This window comes from Bradyrhizobium sp., from assembly GCF_016219575.1.
Taxonomy (GTDB): Bacteria; Pseudomonadota; Alphaproteobacteria; order Rhizobiales; family Xanthobacteraceae; genus Bradyrhizobium.
Window position 1 is genome coordinate 104,459 of record NZ_JACRMG010000016.1, and the last position, 21,554, is coordinate 126,012.

Annotated in this window: 19 protein-coding genes; 8 read left to right on the plus strand and 11 right to left on the minus strand. The window is 65.6% G+C overall.

The window, feature by feature from the left end:
- Positions 1–6 precede the first annotated feature (6 nt).
- Positions 7–807: a hypothetical protein gene (locus tag HZB49_RS14980; protein WP_291612647.1), complete on the minus strand. Its 801-nt coding sequence runs from the start codon at positions 805–807 to the stop codon at positions 7–9.
- A 131-nt stretch (positions 808–938) separates the two neighbouring features.
- Complete coding sequence (locus tag HZB49_RS14985) at positions 939–1,448, minus strand: OsmC family protein (protein WP_291612649.1); 510 nt, start codon at positions 1,446–1,448, stop codon at positions 939–941.
- 228 nt (positions 1,449–1,676) lie between these two features.
- On the opposite strand from HZB49_RS14985, the gene HZB49_RS14990 reads away from it, so the two are divergent.
- Entirely contained in the window at positions 1,677–4,475 is a 2,799-nt protein-coding gene (locus HZB49_RS14990; RefSeq protein WP_291612789.1) for a [protein-PII] uridylyltransferase, read from the plus strand.
- A 166-nt stretch (positions 4,476–4,641) separates the two neighbouring features.
- Here HZB49_RS14990 and HZB49_RS14995 read toward each other — a convergent pair whose 3' ends face one another.
- Positions 4,642–5,163 carry a methylated-DNA--[protein]-cysteine S-methyltransferase gene (locus HZB49_RS14995; protein WP_291612651.1) on the minus strand — a complete coding sequence of 174 codons (522 nt, stop codon included), beginning with the start codon at positions 5,161–5,163 and terminating at the stop codon, positions 4,642–4,644.
- Positions 5,164–5,250: 87 nt separating this feature from the next.
- Here HZB49_RS14995 and HZB49_RS15000 point away from each other — a divergent pair, with 87 nt between their 5' ends.
- Positions 5,251–5,613, plus strand: a complete 363-nt coding sequence (locus HZB49_RS15000; RefSeq protein ID WP_291612653.1) for a DUF1304 domain-containing protein — start codon at positions 5,251–5,253, stop codon at positions 5,611–5,613.
- 105 nt (positions 5,614–5,718) lie between these two features.
- Here the strand turns inward: HZB49_RS15000 and HZB49_RS15005 are convergent, their stop codons facing one another.
- Positions 5,719–6,144 carry a DUF1330 domain-containing protein gene (locus tag HZB49_RS15005; protein ID WP_291612655.1) on the minus strand — a complete coding sequence of 142 codons (426 nt, stop codon included), beginning with the start codon at positions 6,142–6,144 and terminating at the stop codon, positions 5,719–5,721.
- 137 nt (positions 6,145–6,281) lie between these two features.
- Between HZB49_RS15005 and HZB49_RS15010 the strand changes: the two genes are divergently transcribed.
- Positions 6,282–8,522 carry a PBP1A family penicillin-binding protein gene (locus tag HZB49_RS15010; protein ID WP_291612657.1) on the plus strand — a complete coding sequence of 747 codons (2,241 nt, stop codon included), beginning with the start codon at positions 6,282–6,284 and terminating at the stop codon, positions 8,520–8,522.
- 151 nt (positions 8,523–8,673) lie between these two features.
- On the opposite strand, the gene HZB49_RS15015 is transcribed toward HZB49_RS15010, so the two are convergent.
- The 4 genes from HZB49_RS15015 to HZB49_RS15030 all read right to left on the minus strand — a co-directional run bounded on the left by HZB49_RS15015 (position 8,674) and on the right by HZB49_RS15030 (position 12,790).
- Entirely contained in the window at positions 8,674–9,513 is an 840-nt protein-coding gene (locus HZB49_RS15015; protein WP_291612659.1) for a SprT family zinc-dependent metalloprotease, read from the minus strand.
- A 197-nt stretch (positions 9,514–9,710) separates the two neighbouring features.
- Positions 9,711–11,051 carry a polyhydroxyalkanoate depolymerase gene (phaZ, locus tag HZB49_RS15020; RefSeq protein WP_291612661.1) on the minus strand — a complete coding sequence of 447 codons (1,341 nt, stop codon included), beginning with the start codon at positions 11,049–11,051 and terminating at the stop codon, positions 9,711–9,713.
- A 126-nt stretch (positions 11,052–11,177) separates the two neighbouring features.
- Positions 11,178–12,002 (minus strand): ABC transporter permease, encoded by an 825-nt coding sequence (locus tag HZB49_RS15025; RefSeq protein ID WP_291612663.1) that lies wholly within the window; start codon positions 12,000–12,002, stop codon positions 11,178–11,180.
- On the minus strand, positions 11,999–12,790 hold the full coding sequence (locus HZB49_RS15030) for an ABC transporter ATP-binding protein (RefSeq protein WP_291612791.1): 792 nt from the start codon (positions 12,788–12,790) through the stop codon (positions 11,999–12,001). The genes HZB49_RS15025 and HZB49_RS15030 overlap by 4 nt, the downstream gene beginning before the upstream one ends.
- Positions 12,791–12,885: 95 nt before the next feature.
- On the opposite strand from HZB49_RS15030, the gene HZB49_RS15035 reads away from it, so the two are divergent.
- Both HZB49_RS15035 and HZB49_RS15040 read left to right on the plus strand, forming a co-directional pair.
- Positions 12,886–14,211 carry an ActS/PrrB/RegB family redox-sensitive histidine kinase gene (locus HZB49_RS15035; RefSeq protein WP_291612665.1) on the plus strand — a complete coding sequence of 442 codons (1,326 nt, stop codon included), beginning with the start codon at positions 12,886–12,888 and terminating at the stop codon, positions 14,209–14,211.
- Positions 14,212–14,319: 108 nt separating this feature from the next.
- Entirely contained in the window at positions 14,320–14,877 is a 558-nt protein-coding gene (locus tag HZB49_RS15040) for an ActR/PrrA/RegA family redox response regulator transcription factor (RefSeq protein ID WP_291612667.1), read from the plus strand.
- Positions 14,878–14,945: 68 nt separating this feature from the next.
- Here HZB49_RS15040 and HZB49_RS15045 read toward each other — a convergent pair whose 3' ends face one another.
- Positions 14,946–15,431: an MmcB family DNA repair protein gene (locus HZB49_RS15045; protein WP_291612669.1), complete on the minus strand. Its 486-nt coding sequence runs from the start codon at positions 15,429–15,431 to the stop codon at positions 14,946–14,948.
- 173 nt (positions 15,432–15,604) lie between these two features.
- Here HZB49_RS15045 and HZB49_RS15050 point away from each other — a divergent pair, with 173 nt between their 5' ends.
- A complete protein-coding gene (locus tag HZB49_RS15050; protein ID WP_291612671.1) occupies positions 15,605–16,723 on the plus strand; it encodes a vWA domain-containing protein in 1,119 nt (372 codons plus the stop codon).
- Positions 16,724–16,974: 251 nt separating this feature from the next.
- Here HZB49_RS15050 and HZB49_RS15055 read toward each other — a convergent pair whose 3' ends face one another.
- Positions 16,975–17,787, minus strand: coding sequence for an RMD1 family protein (locus tag HZB49_RS15055; protein ID WP_291612672.1), 813 nt, complete (start codon positions 17,785–17,787; stop codon positions 16,975–16,977).
- 140 nt (positions 17,788–17,927) lie between these two features.
- Here HZB49_RS15055 and HZB49_RS15060 point away from each other — a divergent pair, with 140 nt between their 5' ends.
- Positions 17,928–18,614, plus strand: coding sequence for an MBL fold metallo-hydrolase (locus HZB49_RS15060; protein ID WP_291612674.1), 687 nt, complete (start codon positions 17,928–17,930; stop codon positions 18,612–18,614).
- Positions 18,615–18,660: 46 nt separating this feature from the next.
- On the opposite strand, the gene HZB49_RS15065 is transcribed toward HZB49_RS15060, so the two are convergent.
- Positions 18,661–19,893 (minus strand): PHB depolymerase family esterase, encoded by a 1,233-nt coding sequence (locus HZB49_RS15065; RefSeq protein WP_291612676.1) that lies wholly within the window; start codon positions 19,891–19,893, stop codon positions 18,661–18,663.
- Between the two features lie 416 nt (positions 19,894–20,309).
- Between HZB49_RS15065 and HZB49_RS15070 the strand changes: the two genes are divergently transcribed.
- A complete protein-coding gene (locus HZB49_RS15070; protein ID WP_291612678.1) occupies positions 20,310–21,551 on the plus strand; it encodes an LLM class flavin-dependent oxidoreductase in 1,242 nt (413 codons plus the stop codon).
- Positions 21,552–21,554: the final 3 nt, after the last annotated feature.

The window sequence follows — 21,554 nt, forward strand, 5'->3', positions numbered from 1 at the left end:
AGGGGGTCAGGAACGCGACGCCTTGCGCCGGCCGTTCCACCACAGCGCCAGGTTCCAGCCGATGCAGGTCGCAAGCCCGAGGCTTAAGCCCATCGCCGAGCCGAATCTCAGCACCGCGCCATGCATCACGGCGATCGCGAGGCCGAATCCCATCAGGCCCCAGGCGCCGTTGGCGATCACGGCCGCGGTCGGCACCCCGCCGATGCGCGGATGCAGGATCAGCATCAGGCTGGTGAAGACGATCGGAAACAGCGCGATGATGCCGGAGATTTTCGGACCGACCCAGCTTGACGTCGTGACCACGGTCGCCACCAGCGTGGCGACGAGTCCGGCGCGCAGGGGAATGTCGTACCAGCGCCGGTCTATCGGCGGCATCTTCTTCACGAGCATATAGGGCCGCATCAGCGGCACGCACACCGCAAAGGTGATCACGTTGACGATCACGCCTGCCGAGAGCGTCCATTCGAGGTGACGGATGATCGTTGCCAGCACCAGCCACACGACCATGGCGGCTCCGGCGCTGATCACCAGGCTGAAGCGCTGCGCCAGCACCGAATAGGTGAGCGCCAGGAAGATGGTCGCCGCATTGATCGGCAGGCTGGCCAGCGCGCCTTCGGCAATGAACGCCGCATCATGGTCGAGCGCGAGGAAGACGTAGGACGGCCCCGCCGAGATCGGCAACGTGGCGACCAGCGCGCCGATCACCGGCCCGGAACGCTCGGTGATGACGGAGGCCGACACCACGAACGCCGCGGTGATCGCCATGCGGAAGAGGAGGATCAGGAGGAAGGAGAGTTCGGGGGACATCTAACCGTCGTTCCGGCGAAAGCCGGAACCCATAACCACCAATGTTTGTTGTTGAGACGAACTGGAACTCCAGCCGGGCATAATCACGTGAAGTCGTGGTTATGGGCCCCGGCCTTCGCCGGGGCGACGGATCACACCCGCTTCATCGACACCGACACCTTCGGGCCGTTCTTGATGGTCTGATAGACCACGCAATAACGCTCGGTCAGCTTCAGCAGCAAATCCAGCTTGTCCTGCGGCGCAGGTGTATCGACCTCGAAGCGCAGGCGGATCTCGGCGAAGCCGACCGGGGCTTCCTTGTCGACGCCGAGCGTGCCGCGGAAATCGAGATCGCCCTCGGCGATCACATGGCCGGACTTCAACGGCACCTCGACGGCGGTGGCGACCGACTTCAAGGTCACGCCGGCGCAGGCGACCAGCGCTTCCAGCAGCATGTCGCCCGAGCAGAGCTCGAGCCCGGAGCCGCCGGTGCCGGGGTGGAGGCCGGCAACCGCCAGCGCCCGGCCGGTCTCGACCTTGCAGGCAATGCCTTCATTGTCGATCGAGCCTTTGGCTTTCAGCGTGATGACGGCGGCGGAGGGGTCGGATTTGTAGCGCTCCTTGATCGGGGCCTGCAGGGCGCGGAGTTCGGCGGCGTCCATCTTCTTTTTCTCCCGGCTGTTGTCCTGATGTAGCGCCGCCGGGAACGCGTGTCATCTCCCGACCTTTGCCGGCACCGATGCGCGGCGGAAATTCACGATATTTCAATCAGTTAATTATTCGTCCCGCAGTCACGCCCGGCACGCGCCACGACCTAGCCGGCGCAGAGCTGTGGCATCGGAATAATGGCCCGTGACAGCGCGGGCGCGGTCCGTTATCCCCTTAGCAACATGGATAGTGTCGTGAAAGAGAGCCGCGGCGAAGCGGACGACCGTTTCGAGACCGCGCGGATCACCGCGGCGGTCGATGCGCTCGCCGAAAAGCATGCCGGCCGCGAGGACGTGTTCCGCTCGGCCCTGGCGCAGTTGCTCAAGGCCGAGATGGTCGACGCGCGCGCCAAGGCGCAGGCGATCCTGCTCAGGGATCGCCACGGGCGGCGCTGCGCCGAGCGGCTGTGCTTCATGCAGGACGAAATCATCCGCATCCTCTACGACGCCGCCACCCGCCACCTCTATCGCTCGCACATTCCGTCCGGCGAGGAGCGCATGGCCGTGGTCGCCACCGGCGGCTACGGCCGCGGGCTGATGGCGCCGGAATCCGACATCGATCTGCTCTTCATCCTGCCCTACAAGCAGACCGCATGGGGCGAGCAGGTGGCCGAAGCCATCCTGTATTGCCTGTGGGACATGGGGCTGAAGGTCGGCCATGCCACGCGCTCGGTCGATGAGTCGATCCGGCAGGCGCGCGGCGACATGACCATCCGCACCGCCGTGCTGGAGACACGCTTTCTCACCGGCGACCAGCCGCTCTACGACGAGCTGGTCGCGCGATTCGACAAGGAAGTGGTGCAGGGCACCGCGGCCGAATTCGTCACCGCAAAGCTCGCCGAGCGCGAGGAACGGCATCGCCGCGGCGGCCAGTCGCGCTACCTGGTCGAGCCCAATGTGAAGGACGGCAAGGGCGGGCTTCGCGACCTGCACACGCTGTTCTGGATCGCCAAATACGTCTATCGCGTGCGCGAGACCGACGAGCTGCTGGAGCGCGGCGTGTTCGACGCGCAGGAATACCGCACGTTCCGCCGCTGCGCCGACTTCCTATGGTCGGTGCGCTGCAATCTGCACTTCTTCGCCGGCCGCGCCGAAGAGCGGCTGTCCTTCGACATGCAGCGCGAGATCGCGGTCCGTCTCGGCTACACCTCGCACCCGGGCATGCAGGACGTCGAGCGCTTCATGAAGCACTACTTCCTGGTCGCCAAGGACGTCGGCGACCTCACCGCGATCCTGTGCGCCAAGCTCGAGGACGAGAACGCCAAGCCGGCGCCGGTGCTCTCCCGCATGGTGGCGAAATTCCGCCCGAGCACGAAGCGGCGGCGGGTGCCCGACTCCGACGACTTCATCATCGACAACAACCGCATCAATCTCGCCGCGCCCGACGTCTTCAAGCACGACCCGGTCAACTTGATCCGCATCTTCCGCCTGGCGCAGAAGAACGATCTCGCGTTCCATCCCGACGCGATGCGCACGGTGACGCGCTCGCTCCGGCTGATCAACACGCAGCTGCGGGAGGATCCGGAAGCCAACCGGCTGTTCCTCGAGATCCTGACATCCCAGAATGCCGAGTCGGTGCTGCGGCGGATGAACGAAACCGGCGTGCTCGGCCATTTCATCCGCGCCTTCGGCAAGATCGTGTCGATGATGCAGTTCAACATGTATCATCACTACACGGTGGACGAGCACCTGCTGCGTTGCGTCGGCTGGCTGCAGGAGATCGAGCGCGGCAGCAATGACGAGTTTGTGCTCGCAAGCGACCTGTTCCGGAAAATCCGTCCCGAGCACCGCGCGGTGATCTACATCACGACGCTGCTGCACGACATCGCCAAGGGCCGGCCCGAGGACCATTCGATCGCGGGAGCCAAGGTGGCGCGGCGACTCTGTCCGCGGCTCGGCTTCTCGGCAGCCGATACCGAATTGGTGGCCTGGCTGATCGAGGAGCATCTGACCATGTCGACGGTCGCGCAGTCGCGCGACCTCTCCGACCGCAAGACCATCGAGAATTTCGCTGCCGTGGTGCAGTCGGTCGAGCAGATGAAGCTGCTGACGATCCTCACCACCGCCGACATCCGCGGCGTCGGCCCCGGGGTGTGGAACGGCTGGAAGGCGCAGCTGTTGCGCACGCTCTATTACGAGACCGAGCCGGTCCTGACCGGCGGCTTCTCGGAAGTGAACCGCGCCCAGCGCATTGCCGTGGCGCAGTCGGAGTTCCGCGCCAACTTCACGGAATGGCCGGAAGCCGAACTCAACGCCTACATCGCCCGGCATTATCCGGCCTACTGGCTCAAGGTCGACCTGCCGAGAAAAATCCGCCATGCACGCTTCATCCGCGGCAGCGAGCAGGCCGATCACAAGCTGGCGATCAATGTCGGGTTCGACGAGGCGCGCGCCGTCACGGAACTGACGATTCTGGCGACCGACCATCCCTGGCTGCTGTCGATCATCGCGGGCGCCTGCGCCTCCGCCGGCGCCAACATCGTCGATGCGCAGATCTACACCACCACCGACGGCCGCGCGCTCGACACCATCGCCATCTCGAGGGAATACGACCGCGACGAGGACGAGGGCCGCCGCGCCACGCGGATCGGCGAGATGATCGAGCAGGTGCTGGAAGGCAAGCTGCGCCTGCCCGAGGTGGTGGCGCGCCGCACCGCCAAGAGCAACGGCAAGGTGCGCGCCTTCGTGGTCGAGCCGGAAGTCACCATCAACAACCAGTGGTCGGACCGCTACACCGTGATCGAGGTGTCGGGGCTCGACCGGCCCGGCCTGCTCTACGAACTCACCACCGCGATCTCGAAGCTCAACCTCAACATCGCCTCCGCCCATGTCGCGACCTTTGGCGAGCGGGCGCGCGACGTGTTCTACGTCACCGACCTCCTCGGCGCGCAGATCAACGCGCCGACCCGGCAAGCTGCGATCAAGAGCGCGCTGCTGCACCTGCTGGCGCAGGACGAGAAGGCCGCGCAGCCGGCGGCGTAACTGTCGTTCCGGGTCGCGCCACTTGGCGCGAGCCCGGAACCCATACGCCGTGACCTTGACGGGCTTAAGGACTCGTCGACGGCTTTCTTTGAACCAACATCCGCCTGGGGATAGATTCCGGGCTCATCGCTACGCGATGTCCCGGAATGACGATGGAGAGAGCCGCCTACACCTCCACGCCCTCATGCCGCAGCAGCCAGCGCTTGCGCGCCAGCCCGCCGCCATACTTCACGAGCGAGCCGTCGGCGCCGATCAGGCGGTGACAGGGCACGACGACGGAAACCGGATTGGCGCCGTTGGCGTGTCCGACGGCGCGCATCGCGCGCGGCGCGCCGAGCCTCGCTGCCAGCGCGCCATAGCTCAGCGTCGAGCCCACGGGAATCTTCGGCAGCGCATGCCACACCTTGCGCTGGAACGGCGTGCCATTGACGCGCCAGTCGATGTCGCCGAGGCGGTCGAGATCGCCCCGGAAATAGCCGGACAGCGCGGCCTTCACGGCAGCGGGCGCCCGCGCATTCTTCAGTTCGACCGCACCGTGGTGCATCCGCAGCAGCTCGCGCATGCGCGGCTCATGATCCTCCCAGTCCAGCGCGCGCAGCACGCCGTCCCCGTCGGTCACAAACAGCGCGATACCGATCGGCGTTTTCAGCCGGTCGAGGCGAAAAACGTCAGGCCTTCCGGCGGTCATCGGCGCATCCCGAAGTTACTGGTATCTCGCACTCTCCATGCCGGCCGTGTTAGCGTCCACCCGAAAACCGGATGCTTGGGGGAAGACATGATCGTGATCGGCAATGTCCTGGTGGCGCTGGTCGCCTTGCTGCACGTTTATTTCCTGTTCCTGGAAATGGTTCTCTGGACCAAGCCGGTGGGCTTGAAGACGTTCGGCAACACCCCGGAACGCGCCGAGGCGATGGCGGTGCTGGCCGCCAACCAGGGCCTCTATAACGGCTTCCTCGCTGCCGGCCTGTTCTGGGGATTGCTGCACTCGGTTCCCGCCTTCGCGTTCCAGATCAAGGTGTTCTTCCTGGTCTGCGTGATCGTCGCGGGTGCCTACGGCGCCTACTCGGTCAGCCGGAGGATTCTCTTTGTGCAGGCGGCGCCTGCTGCCCTCGCTTTGATCATTCTCTGGTTCGCCTGAAGTTGGCGCCCGCCCGATACAAAATCGCGAAAACAACCCCATGCAAAGTAGAATGGGGTCCGGCTCGCAACATTCGTGCTGCGCTGCGTTCCGCTGGCGCGCGCATTACCTCGGAATCTCCCCGAACGTCTTCCCCACCGGCAGCACGGCATGGCGGATCAGGCGGGAATCCTCCACGGCGGCCTGGCGATGCTTGACGGCCTCGCGATAGACGGGGTCGCGGATCATCTCGACGAAGGCGGCGACGGAGGGGTATTCCGCGATGAAGCAGTGGTCCCAGCGCTCGGCCTCGGGGCCGATCAGCATCAGCTCGAACTTTCCCTGCCAGACGATCCGCCCGCCGACCCGCTCGAACACCGGCCCGCTCTCCCGCCCGTAGGCCGCATAGGCCTCCGCCCCGGTCGCCTTGCGCCCGTCGGGATAGGCAGCCTGCGCGCGCAGCCGCACCAGGTTGAGCATGTGGATCGGGCCGGGCCGATCATTGTCGCGGAACTGCGCAAAGACTTCCTTGGTCGGATCGATATGGCCCATGCCGTTCTCCCTTGATTGCGAGGGGGTTTCTAGCACGCGCCGCCCCAGCTCCTAATCCCGGGTTAACCTCTTGCTAACCGCCCCTTAAAGTCCGCACCGTAGCGTGCGGCGGGGACCCGGTGTGAACGGCGTGGCGTATGGCGTGGGGACGGAAAAAAAGCAGCGGACGCAAGGAGCCGCAATTCGGCCTGGCGGCCGCGATGGCCGATTTGCGCCTCGACCCCAAGGACCGCATTCCCGCCGCCCAAGATAAGCCGAAGAAATCCGCCAAACGGAGGGCGGACGATGATGACGACGATGCCCCGCCCCCACCTCCGGAGCGCAAATCCCGCGTGAGCAAGAGCGGCGCCAAACGACGCGCGAAATCGCCGCGGCGCTTCCGCCTCGGCCGCCTCGTCTATTGGGGCGCGGTGCTGTCGCTCTGGGCGGTCATCATGATTGTTGGCCTCGTGATCTACGCCGGTGCGCATTTGCCGGCGATCCAGTCGCTGGAAATCCCCAAGCGGCCGCCGACCATCCAGATCACGGGCCTCGACGGCAGCGTGCTGGCCACCCGCGGCGAAATGGCAGGCTCCAATGTCGCGCTGAAGGATCTGCCGCCCTATTTGCCGAAGGCCTTCATCGCCATCGAGGACCGCCGCTTCTATTCGCATTTCGGCGTCGACCCCGTCGGCATCGCGCGCGCCGCCGTCACCAACGTGCTGCACCGTGGCGTCTCGCAGGGCGGCTCGACGCTGACGCAACAGCTGGCGAAAAACCTGTTCCTGACCCAGGAGCGCACCTTCAAGCGCAAGCTGCAGGAGGTGGAGCTGGCGCTGTGGCTGGAGCGCAAGCACTCCAAGAACGAGATCCTCGAGCTCTATCTCAACCGCGTCTATTTCGGCTCCGGCGCCTATGGCGTGGAGGCGGCCGCGCAGAGATATTTCGGCAAGTCGGCGAGATCGGTCACGCTGGCGGAGGCCGCGATGCTCGCCGGCCTCGTCAAGTCGCCGTCGCGGCTGGCGCCGAACCGCAATCCGGAAGGCGCCGAGCAGCGCGCGCAGATCGTGCTGACAGCCATGGCGGACGCCAATTTCATCACGGATGCGCAGGCGCAGGCCTCGATCGGCCATCCCTCCTACAAGGTGAAGCCGGCCGGCGCCGGCACCGTCAACTATGTCGCCGACTGGATCGGCGAAGTGCTGGACGACCTCGTCGGCCAGATCGACCAGAGCATCGTGGTCGAAACCACCATCGATCCGAAGCTGCAGGGCGTAGCGGAAGCTGCCATCATCGACGAACTCGCGGCCAAGAGCGTGAAGTTCAACGTCACGCAGGGCGCACTGGTGGCGATGACGCCGGATGGGGCCGTGCGCGCCATGGTCGGCGGCCGCAACTATGCGGAAAGCCAGTTCAACCGCGCGGTGACCGCCAAGCGCCAGCCCGGCTCGGCGTTCAAGCCGTTCGTCTATCTGACCGCACTCGAATCGGGACTGACGCCGGAGACCATCCGGCAGGACGCGCCGCTCGACCTGAAGGGCTGGCGGCCGGAGAACTATACCCACGAATATTTCGGCGCGGTGACGCTGACGCAGGCGCTCGCCATGTCGCTCAACACGGTGGCGGTGCGGCTCGGCATCGAGGTCGGGCCTAAGAACGTGGTGCGCACCGCGCACCGGCTCGGCATCTCCTCCAAGCTGGAAGCCAATCCGTCGATCGCGCTCGGCACCTCGGAAGTCTCGGTCACAGAACTGGTCGGCGCCTATGCGGCGCTCGCCAATGGCGGCCAGGCCGTGTCGCCGCATGTGGTGACGAAGATCCGCACCATGGAAGGCAACAAGCTGCTCTATGCGCGCCAGGCGGAGCAGGTCAACCAGGTGATCGAGCCGCGCTATGTCGCGATGATGAACACCATGATGCAGGAGACCATCGCCAGCGGCACCGCACGCAAGGCCGACATCCCCGGCTGGACCGCGGCCGGCAAGACCGGCACCAGCCAGGATTTCCGCGACGCCTGGTTCATCGGCTACACCGCCAATCTCGTGACCGGCGTCTGGCTGGGCAATGACGACAACTCGCCGACCAAGAAGGCGACTGGCGGCGGCCTGCCGGTGGAAGTCTGGACCCGCTTCATGCGTACAGCCCATCAGGGCGTGCCGGTGGCGGGCCTGCCGAATTCGCGCGGCGGCGTCGGCGGCTTCCTGTCGAATTTCTTCCAGAACACTGCGCCGTCGAGCGTCGCGCCGGTGCAGGCGCCGCCGCGGCCGATGCCGTCGGATGGCGGCTACCGCCCGCCGCCGACCCGCGCTTCCGCACCGCCGCCCCAGCCGAATGCGCGGCCGGAACCCGCCGCCGGCCTCGATGGCTGGCTGGTGGACCGGCTGTTCGGGGGACGTTAGGCCGCGCCCGCACCCTCCATTGTCATGCCCCGCGCATGCGGGGCATCCAGTACGCCGCGGCTTCGCGGCTCAATCGCTGCTGTCTCTGGAATACTGGATCGCCCGCATCCGCGGGCGACGACAACCTTGAGCAAGGCCGCTCGAAGAGCTGCTAATCCTCGATCCCGTAACGATGCAGATCGTTGCCGTGGGTATCGAGCCAGACTTTCGCGCGCTCGACGTGGACGCAGACGCGGCCGACCACGCGCCAGAACCGCGGCGAATGGTTCATCTCGACGAGATGGGCGACTTCATGGGCGGCGAGATAATCCAGCACGAAGGGCGGCGCGAGGATCAGCCGCCAGGAAAATGACAGCGAGCCCGCCGAGGTACAGGAGCCCCAGCGGCTGGACTGGTCGCGGATCGAAACCCGCTTGACCCGCACGCTGAGGGCTTCCGCATAGGCCAGCGAAGCCTTGTGCAATTCCTTGCGTGCCTCGCGCTTGAGATAGTCGTGCACCCGGCGCTCGGTAAATTCGCCGCCCCCGGCCACGCAGAGAATCCTCTCGCCGCTGTCGCGCGTCTCCGTCCACACCGTGCCGCGCTCGCCGGCGCGGTGCACGATCCGGTGCGGCACGCCGCGCAGCGGGAGCACCGTGCCGGCCTGGAAAGGCGCCGCCTTCGGCAGGCGGCCGAGGCGCGCGGCGATCCAGCCGCCATGCATGTTGGCGAACTCCCTTGCCTCCGCGATGGTGCCGCGCGGCGGCATGGTGAGGATCGCCTCGCGGTCGGTCGGGTGGATGCGCAAGGTGTAGCGGCGCGCGCGCCGGTGCCGGCGGAGCTTGACGGAGAAGAACTGCGAGCCGTGCCTGACCACGATAGTCGAGGGTTCGGCGGGCCGCCGGTACAGGAGCGCGCGAGTAGCCATGTCTGGAAGTCCGGGGAGGAGTAGTTCGCCCGGAATCTGCCATATCCGCCGCCAGGGAAATCGCTCGGCGCAAAAACAAATCATTTGCCCAATATACAGGGGTCGGGCCGCCCGGCGCCCCTAGGGGCAGGGGCTGGAACCAAAAAAATTAGGTCGATTCCGGACCAAACAGGGGACTCAAAAACTGAGTCCAAACTCATTCGTTCGGAGGGGTGCGAATCCCGATTACCGGTGCCGATTCAGGGGGTTAACCCGAACGCCGATTCGCGTTCGGGTTTCCATTATTCAGCGGCTGAATGCGCCACCTTGAGCGCCGGCTTCTTGTTGGTCGCCGCCGAGATCATGAAATCATTGATGCGCGGCACGATCTCCGAGCGGAAGCGCGAGCCGTTGAACACGCCGTAATGGCCGACGCCCTTCTGCACGTAATGCACGCGGCGATGGGCGGGAATCAGCGGGCACAGCGCATGCGTGGCCTCGGTCTGGCCGAGACCGGAGATGTCGTCGTTCTCGCCCTCCACCGTCATCAGCGCCACGCGGCGGATCTTCGAGGGATCGACCGGGCGGCCGCGATGAGTCATGTCACCCTTGGGCAGCGCGTGCTTGACGAAAACTAGATCGACGGTCTGCAGATAGTACTCGGCAGGCAGGTCCATGACCGCGAGATATTCGTCATAGAATTCGCGGTGCTTGTCGACGAGGTCGCCGTCGCCCTTCACCAGATTGGCAAACAGCGCCTTGTGGGCGTCCATGTGCCGGTCGAGGTTCATGGTGATGAAGCCGTTGAGCTGCAGGAAGCCCGGATAGACGTCGCGCATCACGCCGGGATGCGGGAACGGCACCTTGGTGATGACGTGGTTGCGGAACCACTCGATGCCGCGATCTTCGGCCAGCGCATTCACCGACGTCGGATTGCGGCGGGTATCGATCGGGCCGCCCATCAGCGTCATCGAAATCGGCACATAGGGATCGTTGTTGGCCTCCATGACGGAGACCGCAGCCACCACCGGCACCGAAGGCTGGCACACCGCGACCACATGCATGTTGCCGCCGAGCGCATGCAGCATCTCGATCAGGTAATCGACATAGTCCTCGAGGTCGAAACGGCCCTCGGTGACCGGCACCATGCGCGCATCCGACCAGTCGGTGATGTAGACTTCGTGCGTCGGCAGGAAGGCCTCGACCGTGCCGCGCAGCAGCGTCGCGTAATGGCCGGACATCGGCGCCACGATCAGCACACGCGGCGCCGGGCTGTTCAGCGGACGTGTCACCTTGCGGTCGAAGTGCAGGAGCCGGCAGAACGGCTTCTCCCACACCGAGCGGACCTCGACGGGGACGCGGACGCCGTTGACCTGGGTCTCGTCGAGGCCCCAATCCGGCTTGCCGTAGCGGCGCGTGGTTCGCTCGAACAGCTCGCAGGCAGCGGCGACCGATTTGCCGAGCTCGGTATGGGTCCAGGGATTGAGCGGATTCTGAAACAGGATCTTGGTGGCGTCGGTGACGGCGCGGGCCGGATTGAGAGAGGCGTGTGCCATCTCGTACATCCAGTACATCGGCGTCGTGAGTACCGGACTTCCTTCGCTTACCAGTGGCGGTGCACCGCCAAATTCACCAATCGGCATCTGTCCCTCAAACCCTGTTGCGCCGCAGCATACTGCAAGAAGCGTAATAAAGCGTCAATGTACCGGTTAGTTAATGGTTGGGGGCGGAAATGCGAAAAGGCCCGCAATTTCACGGGGAAATGTGACTTATTCGCCACCCCCGAGCAGCGATCCGAGCCGCTTGGCGCTGCGCAAAAGGGCAAGAAAGATCAGAAATGATGCAACGAGCAGCACGGCGTTGATGACGAGCGAATCAAGCATCAAATCGGCCCGGAAGGTGCCGTCGATCAGCAGCGAACGCATCCCCTCGAAGACGTACGTCGGCGGCAGCGCCCAGGCGGCATATTGCAGCCAGCCGGGCAGCACGCTGACGGGATAGTAGATGCAGGCGAGCGGCATCACGCCGAACATCAGCGTCCAGACGATGCTTTCGGCGCCGAGCCCGTTGCGCAGCACCAGGCCCGACACGAAGATCCCGATCGACCAGCTGAAGAAGATCAGGTTGCAGAAGAAGGCGATCAGCGGCAGGCCGATCGAATAGAAATTGAAGCCGAAGAAGAAGTAGGCAAGCAAAGTCATCGGGATCACGCCGATGGCCAGCCGGATCAGGCTCATGATCATCAGCGCGAGCAGGAATTCGATCGGCTTCAGCGGGCTCATCATGAGGTTGCCGAGGTTGCGCGCCCACATCTCCTCCAGGAACGAGATCGAGAAGCCGAGCTGGCCGCGGAACAGGATGTCCCACAGGATCACGGCACCGATCAGCGTGCCGCCGGCGCGGGCGAAAAAGCTGTCGTTCTGCGCGATATAGCTCTGCAGGAAGCCCCAGGTGATGATCTGCAGCGCCGGCCAGTAGATCAGCTCGAGCAGCCGCGGCCAGGACGACAGCAACAGATACCAGTAGCGCAACACCATCGCGCCGATACGATGCAGCGCGATGCCCCGCCCCTCGCCCGCGGCAAGCTCGCTCATCGCAGCTCCTCCCGGTCGCGGCCGCGGGCGACGTCGAGGAAGACTTCCTCCAGCGTGTCGCGGCCATAGCGTGCCATGATCTGCTCCGGCGTGTCGTCGTCCTCGATGCGGCCGCGCTTCATGATGATGACGCGGTCGCAGAGCCGCTCCACCTCCAACATGTTGTGCGAGGCCAGCAGGATGGTGGCGTTGTGGGTCTTGCGGTAATCCTCCAGATGCTGCCGCACCCAGTCGGCCGTATCCGGATCGAGCGAAGCGGTCGGCTCGTCCAGCAGCAGCAGGTCGGGCTCGTTGATCAGCGCCTTGGCCAGCGCCACGCGGGTCTTCTGCCCGGCCGAGAGCTTGCCATTGGCGCGGTCGAGGAAATCGTTGAGGTCCAGATCGTCCGCCAGCTGCGCGATGCGCGCCCGCAAGTCCGCCACCGCATAGAGCTTGCCGAAGATGGTGAGGTTCTGCCGCACCGTCAGCCGCATCGGCATGTCGACATAGGGGCTCTCGAAATTCATCCGGCCCCGCACCGCATCGCTCTCCTCGGGCATCGGATGGCCGAGCACATGGATGCGGCCCGAAGTCGGCAGCACCAGCCCCATGATCATGGCAATGGTCGTGGTCTTGCCGGCACCGTTGCCGCCGAGCAGGCCGGTGATGCTGCCGCGCGCGATGTGGAAGCTGACGTCATCGACGGCGCGGGTGGTCTTGTAGAGCTTGACCAGATGCTCGACATCGATCGCCGCCGATTTCGGGTCGGCGGCGGGCGGCTTTGCGGGCGCATCGGCGACGAGTGTCATAATGCCGTTCATTGGGCTATCGGCGACGCCAGCGCAAGGCTTTGCGCCCGCCTGGCCAATTTGTGATCGCGCCGACAGGCAGCTAAACTCCGGACATGACCGACGTAGCGCCTTCCGAATTCCGCCAGCCGAGCCGCTATGTCCGTCTCGACACCATCCTGCGGCTGCGCTGGCTCGCGGTGCTCGGCCAGCTCGCCGCGGTTTTCATCGTATCGCAGGGACTGAATTTCAGCTTCGCGGTCGTTCCCTGCCTCGTGATCATCGGCCTGTCAGCGATGATCAATCTGGCGGTGCAAAGCATCTTCAATCCGATGCAGCGGCTGGACCCGTTCTGGGCGGCGGCGCTGCTGGCGCTCAACCTCGTCGAGCTGGCCGGGCTGTTGTTCCTGACCGGCGGCCTGCAAAATCCCTTCTCGTTCCTGTTCCTGGCGCCGGTGCTGATCTCCGCCACCGCGCTGCCGGCCCGGCTGACGATGGCGCTCGGCTTTGTCGCGGTCGCCTGCGCCTCCAACCTCGTATTCTATCACTACCCCTTGCCCTGGGATTCCGACGACCCGCTGGTGCTGCCGCCGATCTATCTGTTCGGCGTCTGGCTCTCCATTACGCTGGCCATCGGCGTCACCAGTCTCTACGCGTTCCAGGTCACCGAGGAATCCCGCCAGCTCTCCGATGCGCTGGCCGCCACCGAGCTGGTGCTGGCGCGCGAGCAGCACTTGACCCAGCTCGACGGCCTGGCGGCGGCCGCCGCCCACGAGCTCGGCACGCCGCTGTCGACCATCTTCCTGATCTCGCGCGAGCTGGAGAAGGCCGTGCCGGAGGGTCCGCTCTCCGCCGATCTCCGGACGCTGCGCGAACAGGCGACGCGCTGCCGCGACATCCTGGCAAAAATCGCCCAGCTCTCCTCCTCCGGCGCGCCGTTCGACCACATGAAGCTGTCGCTGCTGATCGAGGAGGTGGTGGCGCCGCATCGCGATTTCGGCGTCGACATCAAGGTTCGCATCGCGGTCGCGCCGACCAGCGAACCGGTCGGCGCGCGCAACCCGGCGATCCTCTACGGCATCGGCAATATCCTGGAGAACGCCGTCGACTTCGCCCGCGATGCGGTCGAGGTGAACGCATGGTGGAACAGCGAGACGGTCGAGATCGTGATTTCCGATGACGGCCCGGGCATTGCGCCCGACATGCTGAGGCGGATCGGCGAGCCCTATGTGTCGCGCCGCCCGAGCGCCGAGGACGGCGTCCGCAGGGGCCTCGGGCTCGGCGTCTTCATCGCCCGCACATTGCTGGAACGCACCGGCGCAAAGGTGTCGTTTTCCAACCGCACCTTTCCCGATCACGGCGCCGTGGTGCAGATCGTGTGGCCCCGCAATCGCTTCGAGACGACGGAACCTGCGGAACCTGCAGACGAACCAACGGGTTAACCAAGCCGTCGCGGTATTTCGCCGCGCCGGGTCAGACCTATTGCGGCCTTGGCAGTGGCCGATTGGCGCGCCATATGTTGGTGACTGTTCACAACAGGGACGACCGACTTGACCGCTGCCGCCCCCGAACTCGCCGACCATGCCGATCGCTCGCTCCTGATCGTGGAGGACGACAAGCCCTTCCTGGAGCGCCTGTCGCGCGCCATGGAGACCCGCGGCTTCACCGTCACTTCCTGCGACACGGTGTCGGACGGCCTCGCCCAGATCGGCCGCGCGGCGCCGGCCTTCGCGGTGGTCGACTTGCGGCTCGGCGACGGCAACGGCCTCGACGTGGTCTCCGCGCTGAAGCGCAAGCGCCCCGAGGCGCGCGCCATCGTGCTGACCGGCTATGGCAACATCGCCACCGCCGTCACCGCGGTGAAGATGGGCGCGGTGGATTATCTCTCCAAGCCCGCGGATGCCGACGATGTCGTCGCCGCGCTGCTCGCCACCGGCACCGAGAAGTCGGAACTGCCGGCCAACCCGATGTCGGCGGATCGCGTGCGCTGGGAGCACATCCAGCGCATCTACGAGATGTGCAACCGCAACGTCTCGGAAACCGCGCGCCGCCTCAACATGCACCGCCGCACATTGCAGCGCATTCTCGCCAAGCGCGCGCCGCGCTGACAACTTCGATTTTGTTTCTCCGTCATGCCCGGGCTTGTCCCGGCCATGACGATTGTTAGTGTAGTGTTCTAAATCTCTTCGTGACCCTGCGGGTCGACCAGGCGGTTGATGCGTTGCGCTGCGGCCATGGCAAAGCGCAGCGTCATCGACTTGCGCGTCGCCGCAGGCAGGCGATGCTCCGGCGCGCCGCAATGCAGGTGGGCGCCATAGGCATCCGCGACGATCAGGCCGGTCTCGGCCGGGAAGATTTCGCAGGGCATCTCGGCCGTGAAGGCGAAGAACAGCCGGTCGCAATGGGCGCGGTATTCGGGCCATTTCTGGTCGGCGCGCAGATCCTCCACCGAGGACTTGATCTCGACGATCCAGATCTCGCCCTTCTCGTTCAGCGCCACCAGGTCGGCGCGGCGGCCGGAGGGCAGCGGCAATTCGGCGACGCAGGCAAAGCCGAGCGAACGCAACAGCCGCGTCGTGCCGCGGGCGATCGCCAGCGCCGTCTCCGACTGGCGGCGGTCCGGCGGGGGCACGAGGTGGATCTGGCGGGCGGGCGATTCCATGCCGGGCAAGCCTAGCCCATTTCCGCGCTGACGCACATCGGCCAACACCCGTTCATCATTGGGCCGGACCGGCCGCAAATTGGTACGCGGCGCGCCATGATTTCGACCTCAGGGAACCGCGAAGGCGGGGGAACCTGCCTCACAGGGGACGAACACTCTGGAGGAGAACAACGATGCCGCGCATCGTCACCCGAACGCTTGTCTTCGCCGCCCTCGCCGCCCTGCCCTTCGCCACCCCCTCGGTCGCCATCGCAAAACCCGCCGTCGAAGTCGCCTTCGTGCTCGACACCACGGGCTCGATGGGCGGCCTGATCGAGGGCGCCAAGCGCAAGATCTGGTCGATCGCGACTGCGATCGTCGATTCCAATCCCGACGCCGACATCCGCATGGGCCTCGTCGCCTATCGCGACATCGGCGACGAATACGTCACCCGGAAATTCGAGCTCACCACCGACATCCAGAATCTCTACGCCAATTTGCTGGAATTGAAGGCGCGCGGCGGCGGCGACTGGCCGGAGAGCGTCAATGAAGCGCTCGATACCGCCGTCAACAAGATGAAGTGGACCGATGGCGGCGACGTCCGCCGCATCGTCTTCCTGGTCGGCGATGCCCCGCCGCACATGGACTACGAGCAGGACACCAAATATCCGGTGACGCTGAAGGTCGCCAAGCAGAAGGACATCATCGTCAACGCGGTGCTGGCCGGCGTCGCGCGCGACACCGAGCGGGTGTGGCGCGACATCGCCCAGCATGGCAACGGCCGCTTCATCCCGATCCCGCAGGACGGCGGCCAGGTCGTGATCATCGAGACGCCCTATGACGAGGACATCATCATCCTGCAGCGCGAGATCAACGGCACCGTGATCCCCTACGGCCCGCGCACCCTGCAGCGCCGCACCGAGGAGAAGACCAAGCAGCTGTCGCAGGTCGCAGCCGCCGCACCCGCGCAGGCCTCGGAAATGGCGAGCTATCTCAACAAGCGCGCCAAGGTGAATTCGGAAGCCGTGACCGGCGACGGCGATCTCGTCGCCGACCTCAATGCCGGCCGCACCTCCTTCTCCGCGATCAAGGACGACGACCTGCCGGCGAATCTGCGGGCCATGAAGCCGGAAGAGCGCATGGCCGAGGTCAACCGGCAGATGGCAAGCCGCAAGGCGCTGAACGAAAAGCTCGGGGCGCTGGTGGCCAAGCGCGACAAGTTCGTCGCCGAAGCGCGCGACAAGGCGCCGCCGAAGGCCTCGTCGTTCGACCGCGTGGTCGAGGATACGCTGCGCGCGCAGATCAAGCGGTGACCCTGCTCCCTCTCCCCGCCCTTCGCGGGGAGAGGGTCGGGGTGAGGGGCTCTCTCCGCCACGGTCGCTCCAACGATCGACCTGTACCCCCTCACCCGGATCGCATCTGGCGATGCGACATAGCCGAAGCTTCGCTTCGTCGTTCTCAAGGACGGACGCCGAAGGCGGCCTATGCCTCTCCCCGCAAGCGGGGCGAGGTCACAATGCACACGGCCTTGTCGGGCAACGCGGCGCGCGAGGCGCCGCGGCGGTCAGAGGTACCGCGCGGCGAGCTGGGAGACGGTGATCAGCACCTCGAACAGGATCAGGAACACGATGATCAGCTCGAGCCGCAGCGAGCGGCGGGTATCGATGATGTCGGTCAGCACCTGCGCGGTCTCGGCAATCACTGCAAGCTTGCGGTTGAGCGCCTCGGCGCGTTCCTTCAGCTCGTATTCGTCGGCCAGCCGCGCATAGAGCCGCTCGAGCTGTGGCCGGTCCCAGAGGATGTCGGGCTTCTCGGAGACCGCGACCGGCCCGGTGACGCGATGCTGCACCGAGAGCGCATTGCCGATCTGCTGCAGGATCGCGCGCCGGCCGCCATGCATCTGTCCGCTTTCGGCAAGCTGGCGCGCGAACGGCTCGGTCTTCTCGAACACGGCGGCGACCTCGCGTTCGTGCCGGGCCAGCACGACGCTCTTGGCCAATGCCTCGCCGACCAGGATCAGCCGCTCCGGCGACAGGCCTTGCAGGCAGATCGGCCCGCCCGGCGGAATCTGGTCTTCCTTGTCGGGCATGAGCTCGATGGCCGCAATCTCCTCCTCGCGCCGCGCGAAGGCGCCCGTCATGCGACGATCGAGGCCGCGCAGGAATTCGTCTTCCGCCAGCGCGTTGAGTCCGATCAGCACCACGACGCCGTAGCGGAACAGCACGGCGACGCCGTCGTCGCCGACGCGGAATGCGAGCGGCGCGGTGGACAGCACGTCGCCGCGCTCGAGGCCGGCGGTGTTGATGCGTTCCGCAACGAAGAAGGCGCGCGCGGTGACGCGTGTTCCGCCGAGCGGCGGTTTCGATGCCTGATTCATGCCAAAATACGCGGCCTTAACCCTTGCGGAAATCGGCCTCGCCCCACAGCTGTTCGATCGAAACGATCCTATCACATGCCGGCGGGCCGCGCTTATGCCCCCTCGGTTGACCCCTCCGGCGGGAGAGCTATGGTGGCCTCATGAACGAGCAAACCCAGACCGACGAGCAGACCAAGGCGAAGGCCGGCGCGATGATCGTGCCGGTGACGCTGTTCGAGCAGAACTGCACCATCATCTGGTGCGAGGCCACGAAGAAGGCGGTCGTGATCGATCCCGGCGGCGACGTGCCGAAGATTTTGGATGCGATCAAGCAGACCGGCGTCACGGTCGAGAAGATCTGGATCACCCACGGCCATATCGATCACGTCGGAGGCGCGGCGGAATTGCGCGACGCGCTCGGCGTGAAGATCGAAGGCCCGCACATCGCCGACAAGCACCTGCTCGACAATGTCGTCTCGTCCGGCGCGCGCTTCGGCATGACCGGCGTGCGCAATTTCGGACCCGACCGCTGGCTCGACGAAGGCGAGACGGTCACGGTCGGCAATCTCAGCTTCGACATCTATCACTGCCCCGGCCATTCGCCCGGCTCGATCGTGTTCTTCTCGAACGAGCTGCGCTTCGCCCATGTCGGCGACGTCCTGTTCGCGGGCTCGGTCGGCCGCACCGACCTGCCTGGCGGCAGCCATGCCGAGCTGATCAGCTCGATCACGACCAAGCTGCTGCCGCTCGGCGACGACATCGGCTTCGTCTGCGGCCATGGCGCAGGCTCGAGCTTCGGCCAGGAGCGGATGACGAATCCGTTCCTGACGGGGGAGATCGAGGGCTGATACCTCGCCATGGCCGGGCCTGTCCCGGCATGACGGTGAATTTGCGTTATTTCCTCAACCCGGCCGCAGTCAGCGCGCGGGTGATCATGCCGCTGACATCGAGGCCGCGGCGCGGCTTTGCGGGTTTGGGGTGACCCACGGCCGTCGTGCGCGGCCACGGCGTTGCAGAGGGATCGGGGGCCTGCAGCGTGACGGGCGCCACGGCCGGAAACGGTTTTGCGCGTTCCCTTGCGGCAAGGCTCAACACGTTTTTCGCGGCAGCTTCGGCCTGCACCTTGCTGTGACGCACACGCTTCGTCAGGCCGAAGAATTTTGCGATGTGGTAGGAAGAGGAAATGCCGGCCTCGATCAGGAACGCGCCCTCGGCGCCGTAGCGCTCGTCATTGTCGGCAAGGCCGAGCGGCGTGCCATGGGCCATGCCGGAGATAGTGTAGGACTCCACCAGCGTCTGGCCTTCCGCATTCCACCACACCTGGCGCGGATGGCCGTCGACATCCGCTTCCGACATCGCAGCTTCCGGCAGGCCGTGCACGTCGAGCCATTGCTTGACGATCTCGTCGGCATTGCCGGGATGCACGGTGCGGTCGGCGCTGCCGTGCCACACCGACAGGCGCGGCCACGGCCCGCGATGGTTCGAGGCGTTGCGCACGAGATCGCCGAGCTCGCGTCCCGGCCGCGAAGGCGAAGCCATCATGCCGTTGAGCGCCTCCCGCATATTGCCGGCGATGCCGAACGGCAGGCCGGCGATGATCGCACCCGCCGCAAACAGTTCCGGATGGGTGGCGAGCATCACCGAGGTCATGGCGCCGCCGGCGGAGAGGCCGGTGATGCAGATGCGGCGGCGGTTGATGTTGTGGTCGTGGACCATCTTGTCGATCATGCGGCGGATCGAGGCGGCCTCGCCCTGGTCGCGCGCGGTGTCTTCCGGACTGAACCAGTTGAAGCAGGCGTTGGCGTTGTTGACTTCCTGCTGCTGCGGCATCAGCAGCGCAAAGCCGTAGCGCTTCGCCAAAGTGGACCAGCCGGCGCCGTGATCGTAGGTGGCGGCATCCTGGCCGCAGCCATGCAGCACCACGACCAGCGCGGGACGACTTGGCAGCTCCGGCGGCAGATAGGTGAACATGCGCAAGGCGCCGGGATTGGCGCCGAAATCCGTCACCTCGGTGAGCGGGCTGCGCACGCCAGGCGGCCGGCCACGACCGTACAAGCCAAAGCCGTTGAGGTGCGGCAGCTTTGGAAAACGGCGCAGGAAATCGATGTTGGCGGCGAGCGATCGCAAAAGCGGCCCCTGGGAGCAGTCGTGATTCTTGGCGCAGAATTCCAGACATAGTTGCTGCGGCGCGGAATAAAAAGACCGTAAGCTGACGGTCCCCTGAAATGTCGGTGAAGTGTTAATTCGGCATCACGGCAGCACGCGGCGCATACATGACAGGAATGCGGCGGCGGTAACGATTGCGAGAGCAATCAATGACACCGAAATGAACAGCCGGCGTTCGAGCGACCTGGTTCGCCTCGCCGGCCCGACGATGAAACTTGCGTCAATCGGCTATTGCGCATTCCGACCCATGGCATGACACATGGCTTGCACGGCCACCATGCATCGCAGGCTGTGCTGGCGCGATTGCCTTGGGCGCTGCCAGCCCGTACCTTGGGCGCCGAAAACCCATAACAATAAATGCTCGGGAGACAACGCACATGGCGCGCCTGAAGTTCGGAGCTTTCCTCGCCCCGCATCACCCGATCGGCGAGCATCCGATGCTGCAATTCCGCCGCGACCTCGATTTCGTCGAGCAGCTCGACGGGCTCGGCTATGACGAATTCTGGTGCGGCGAGCACCATTCCTCGGGCTGGGAAACCATTGCGTCACCAGAGATGTTTCTGGCGGCGGCCGGCGAGCGCACCAAGCGCATCAGGCTCGGCACCGGCGTGGTCTCGCTGCCCTACCACCATCCCTTCAACGTCGCGCAGCGCATGGTGCAGCTCGACCACATGACCGGCGGACGCGCCATCTTCGGCTCCGGCCCCGGCGCGCTGGCGTCCGACGCGCATACGCTCGGCATCGATCCGATGACGCAGCGCGACCGTCAGGACGAAGCGGTCGGCATCATCCGCCGCCTGTTCGCCGGCGAGCGCGTCACGGCGAAGAGCGACTGGTTCACGATGAACGACGCCGCGCTGCAGATCCTGCCCATGCAGGAAGAGATGGAGTGCGTGGTCGCCTCCATGATCTCGCCGTCAGGCATGACGATGGCCGGCAAATACGGCATCGGCATCATCTCGCTCGGCTCGATGTCGACCAAGGGATTGATGTCGCTGGCGCAACAATGGGAATTCGCGGAGGATGCGGCGAAGAAGAACGGCACGACCGTCAGCCGCGCGAATTGGCGCGTGCTGCTGACGTGGCACATCGCCGAGACCCGCGAGCAGGCGCGGCGCGAGGCCCGGGAGGGGCTGATGCGCTGGCACAATGAGTACAATGTCGGCACGCTGATGCGGCCGGGCGTCACTGCGTTCAAATCGCCCGATGATGCCGTCGACCAGACCGCCTTCGTCGACGGCGCGGCGTCCGCCATCGGCACGCCGGACGATCTCGTCAACCTGATCAAGAACGTGATGAAATTGTCGGGCGGCGTCGGCGCCATCATCGGTTTCGCCCATGACTGGGCCAATGTCGAAGCGACGCGGCGCAGCTGGGATCTGGTGGCGCGCTATGTGGTGCCGGAGATCAACGGCTATATCGATAGCCTACGCAAGTCGCAGAAATTCGTGATCGAGAACCGCGCCATCTTCGAGCGCGCCGGAGAGGCCGTGATGGCCAAGATCCTGGGCAACGAGAAGGCGGCCGCCGCGCTCGCCGATACCGGCCCGGGCCGCGTCCCGATGGCAACGGCGAACGCGCCCGACCTGCAGAAGGAGGCGGCGAAGCGCAAGGCTTGACGC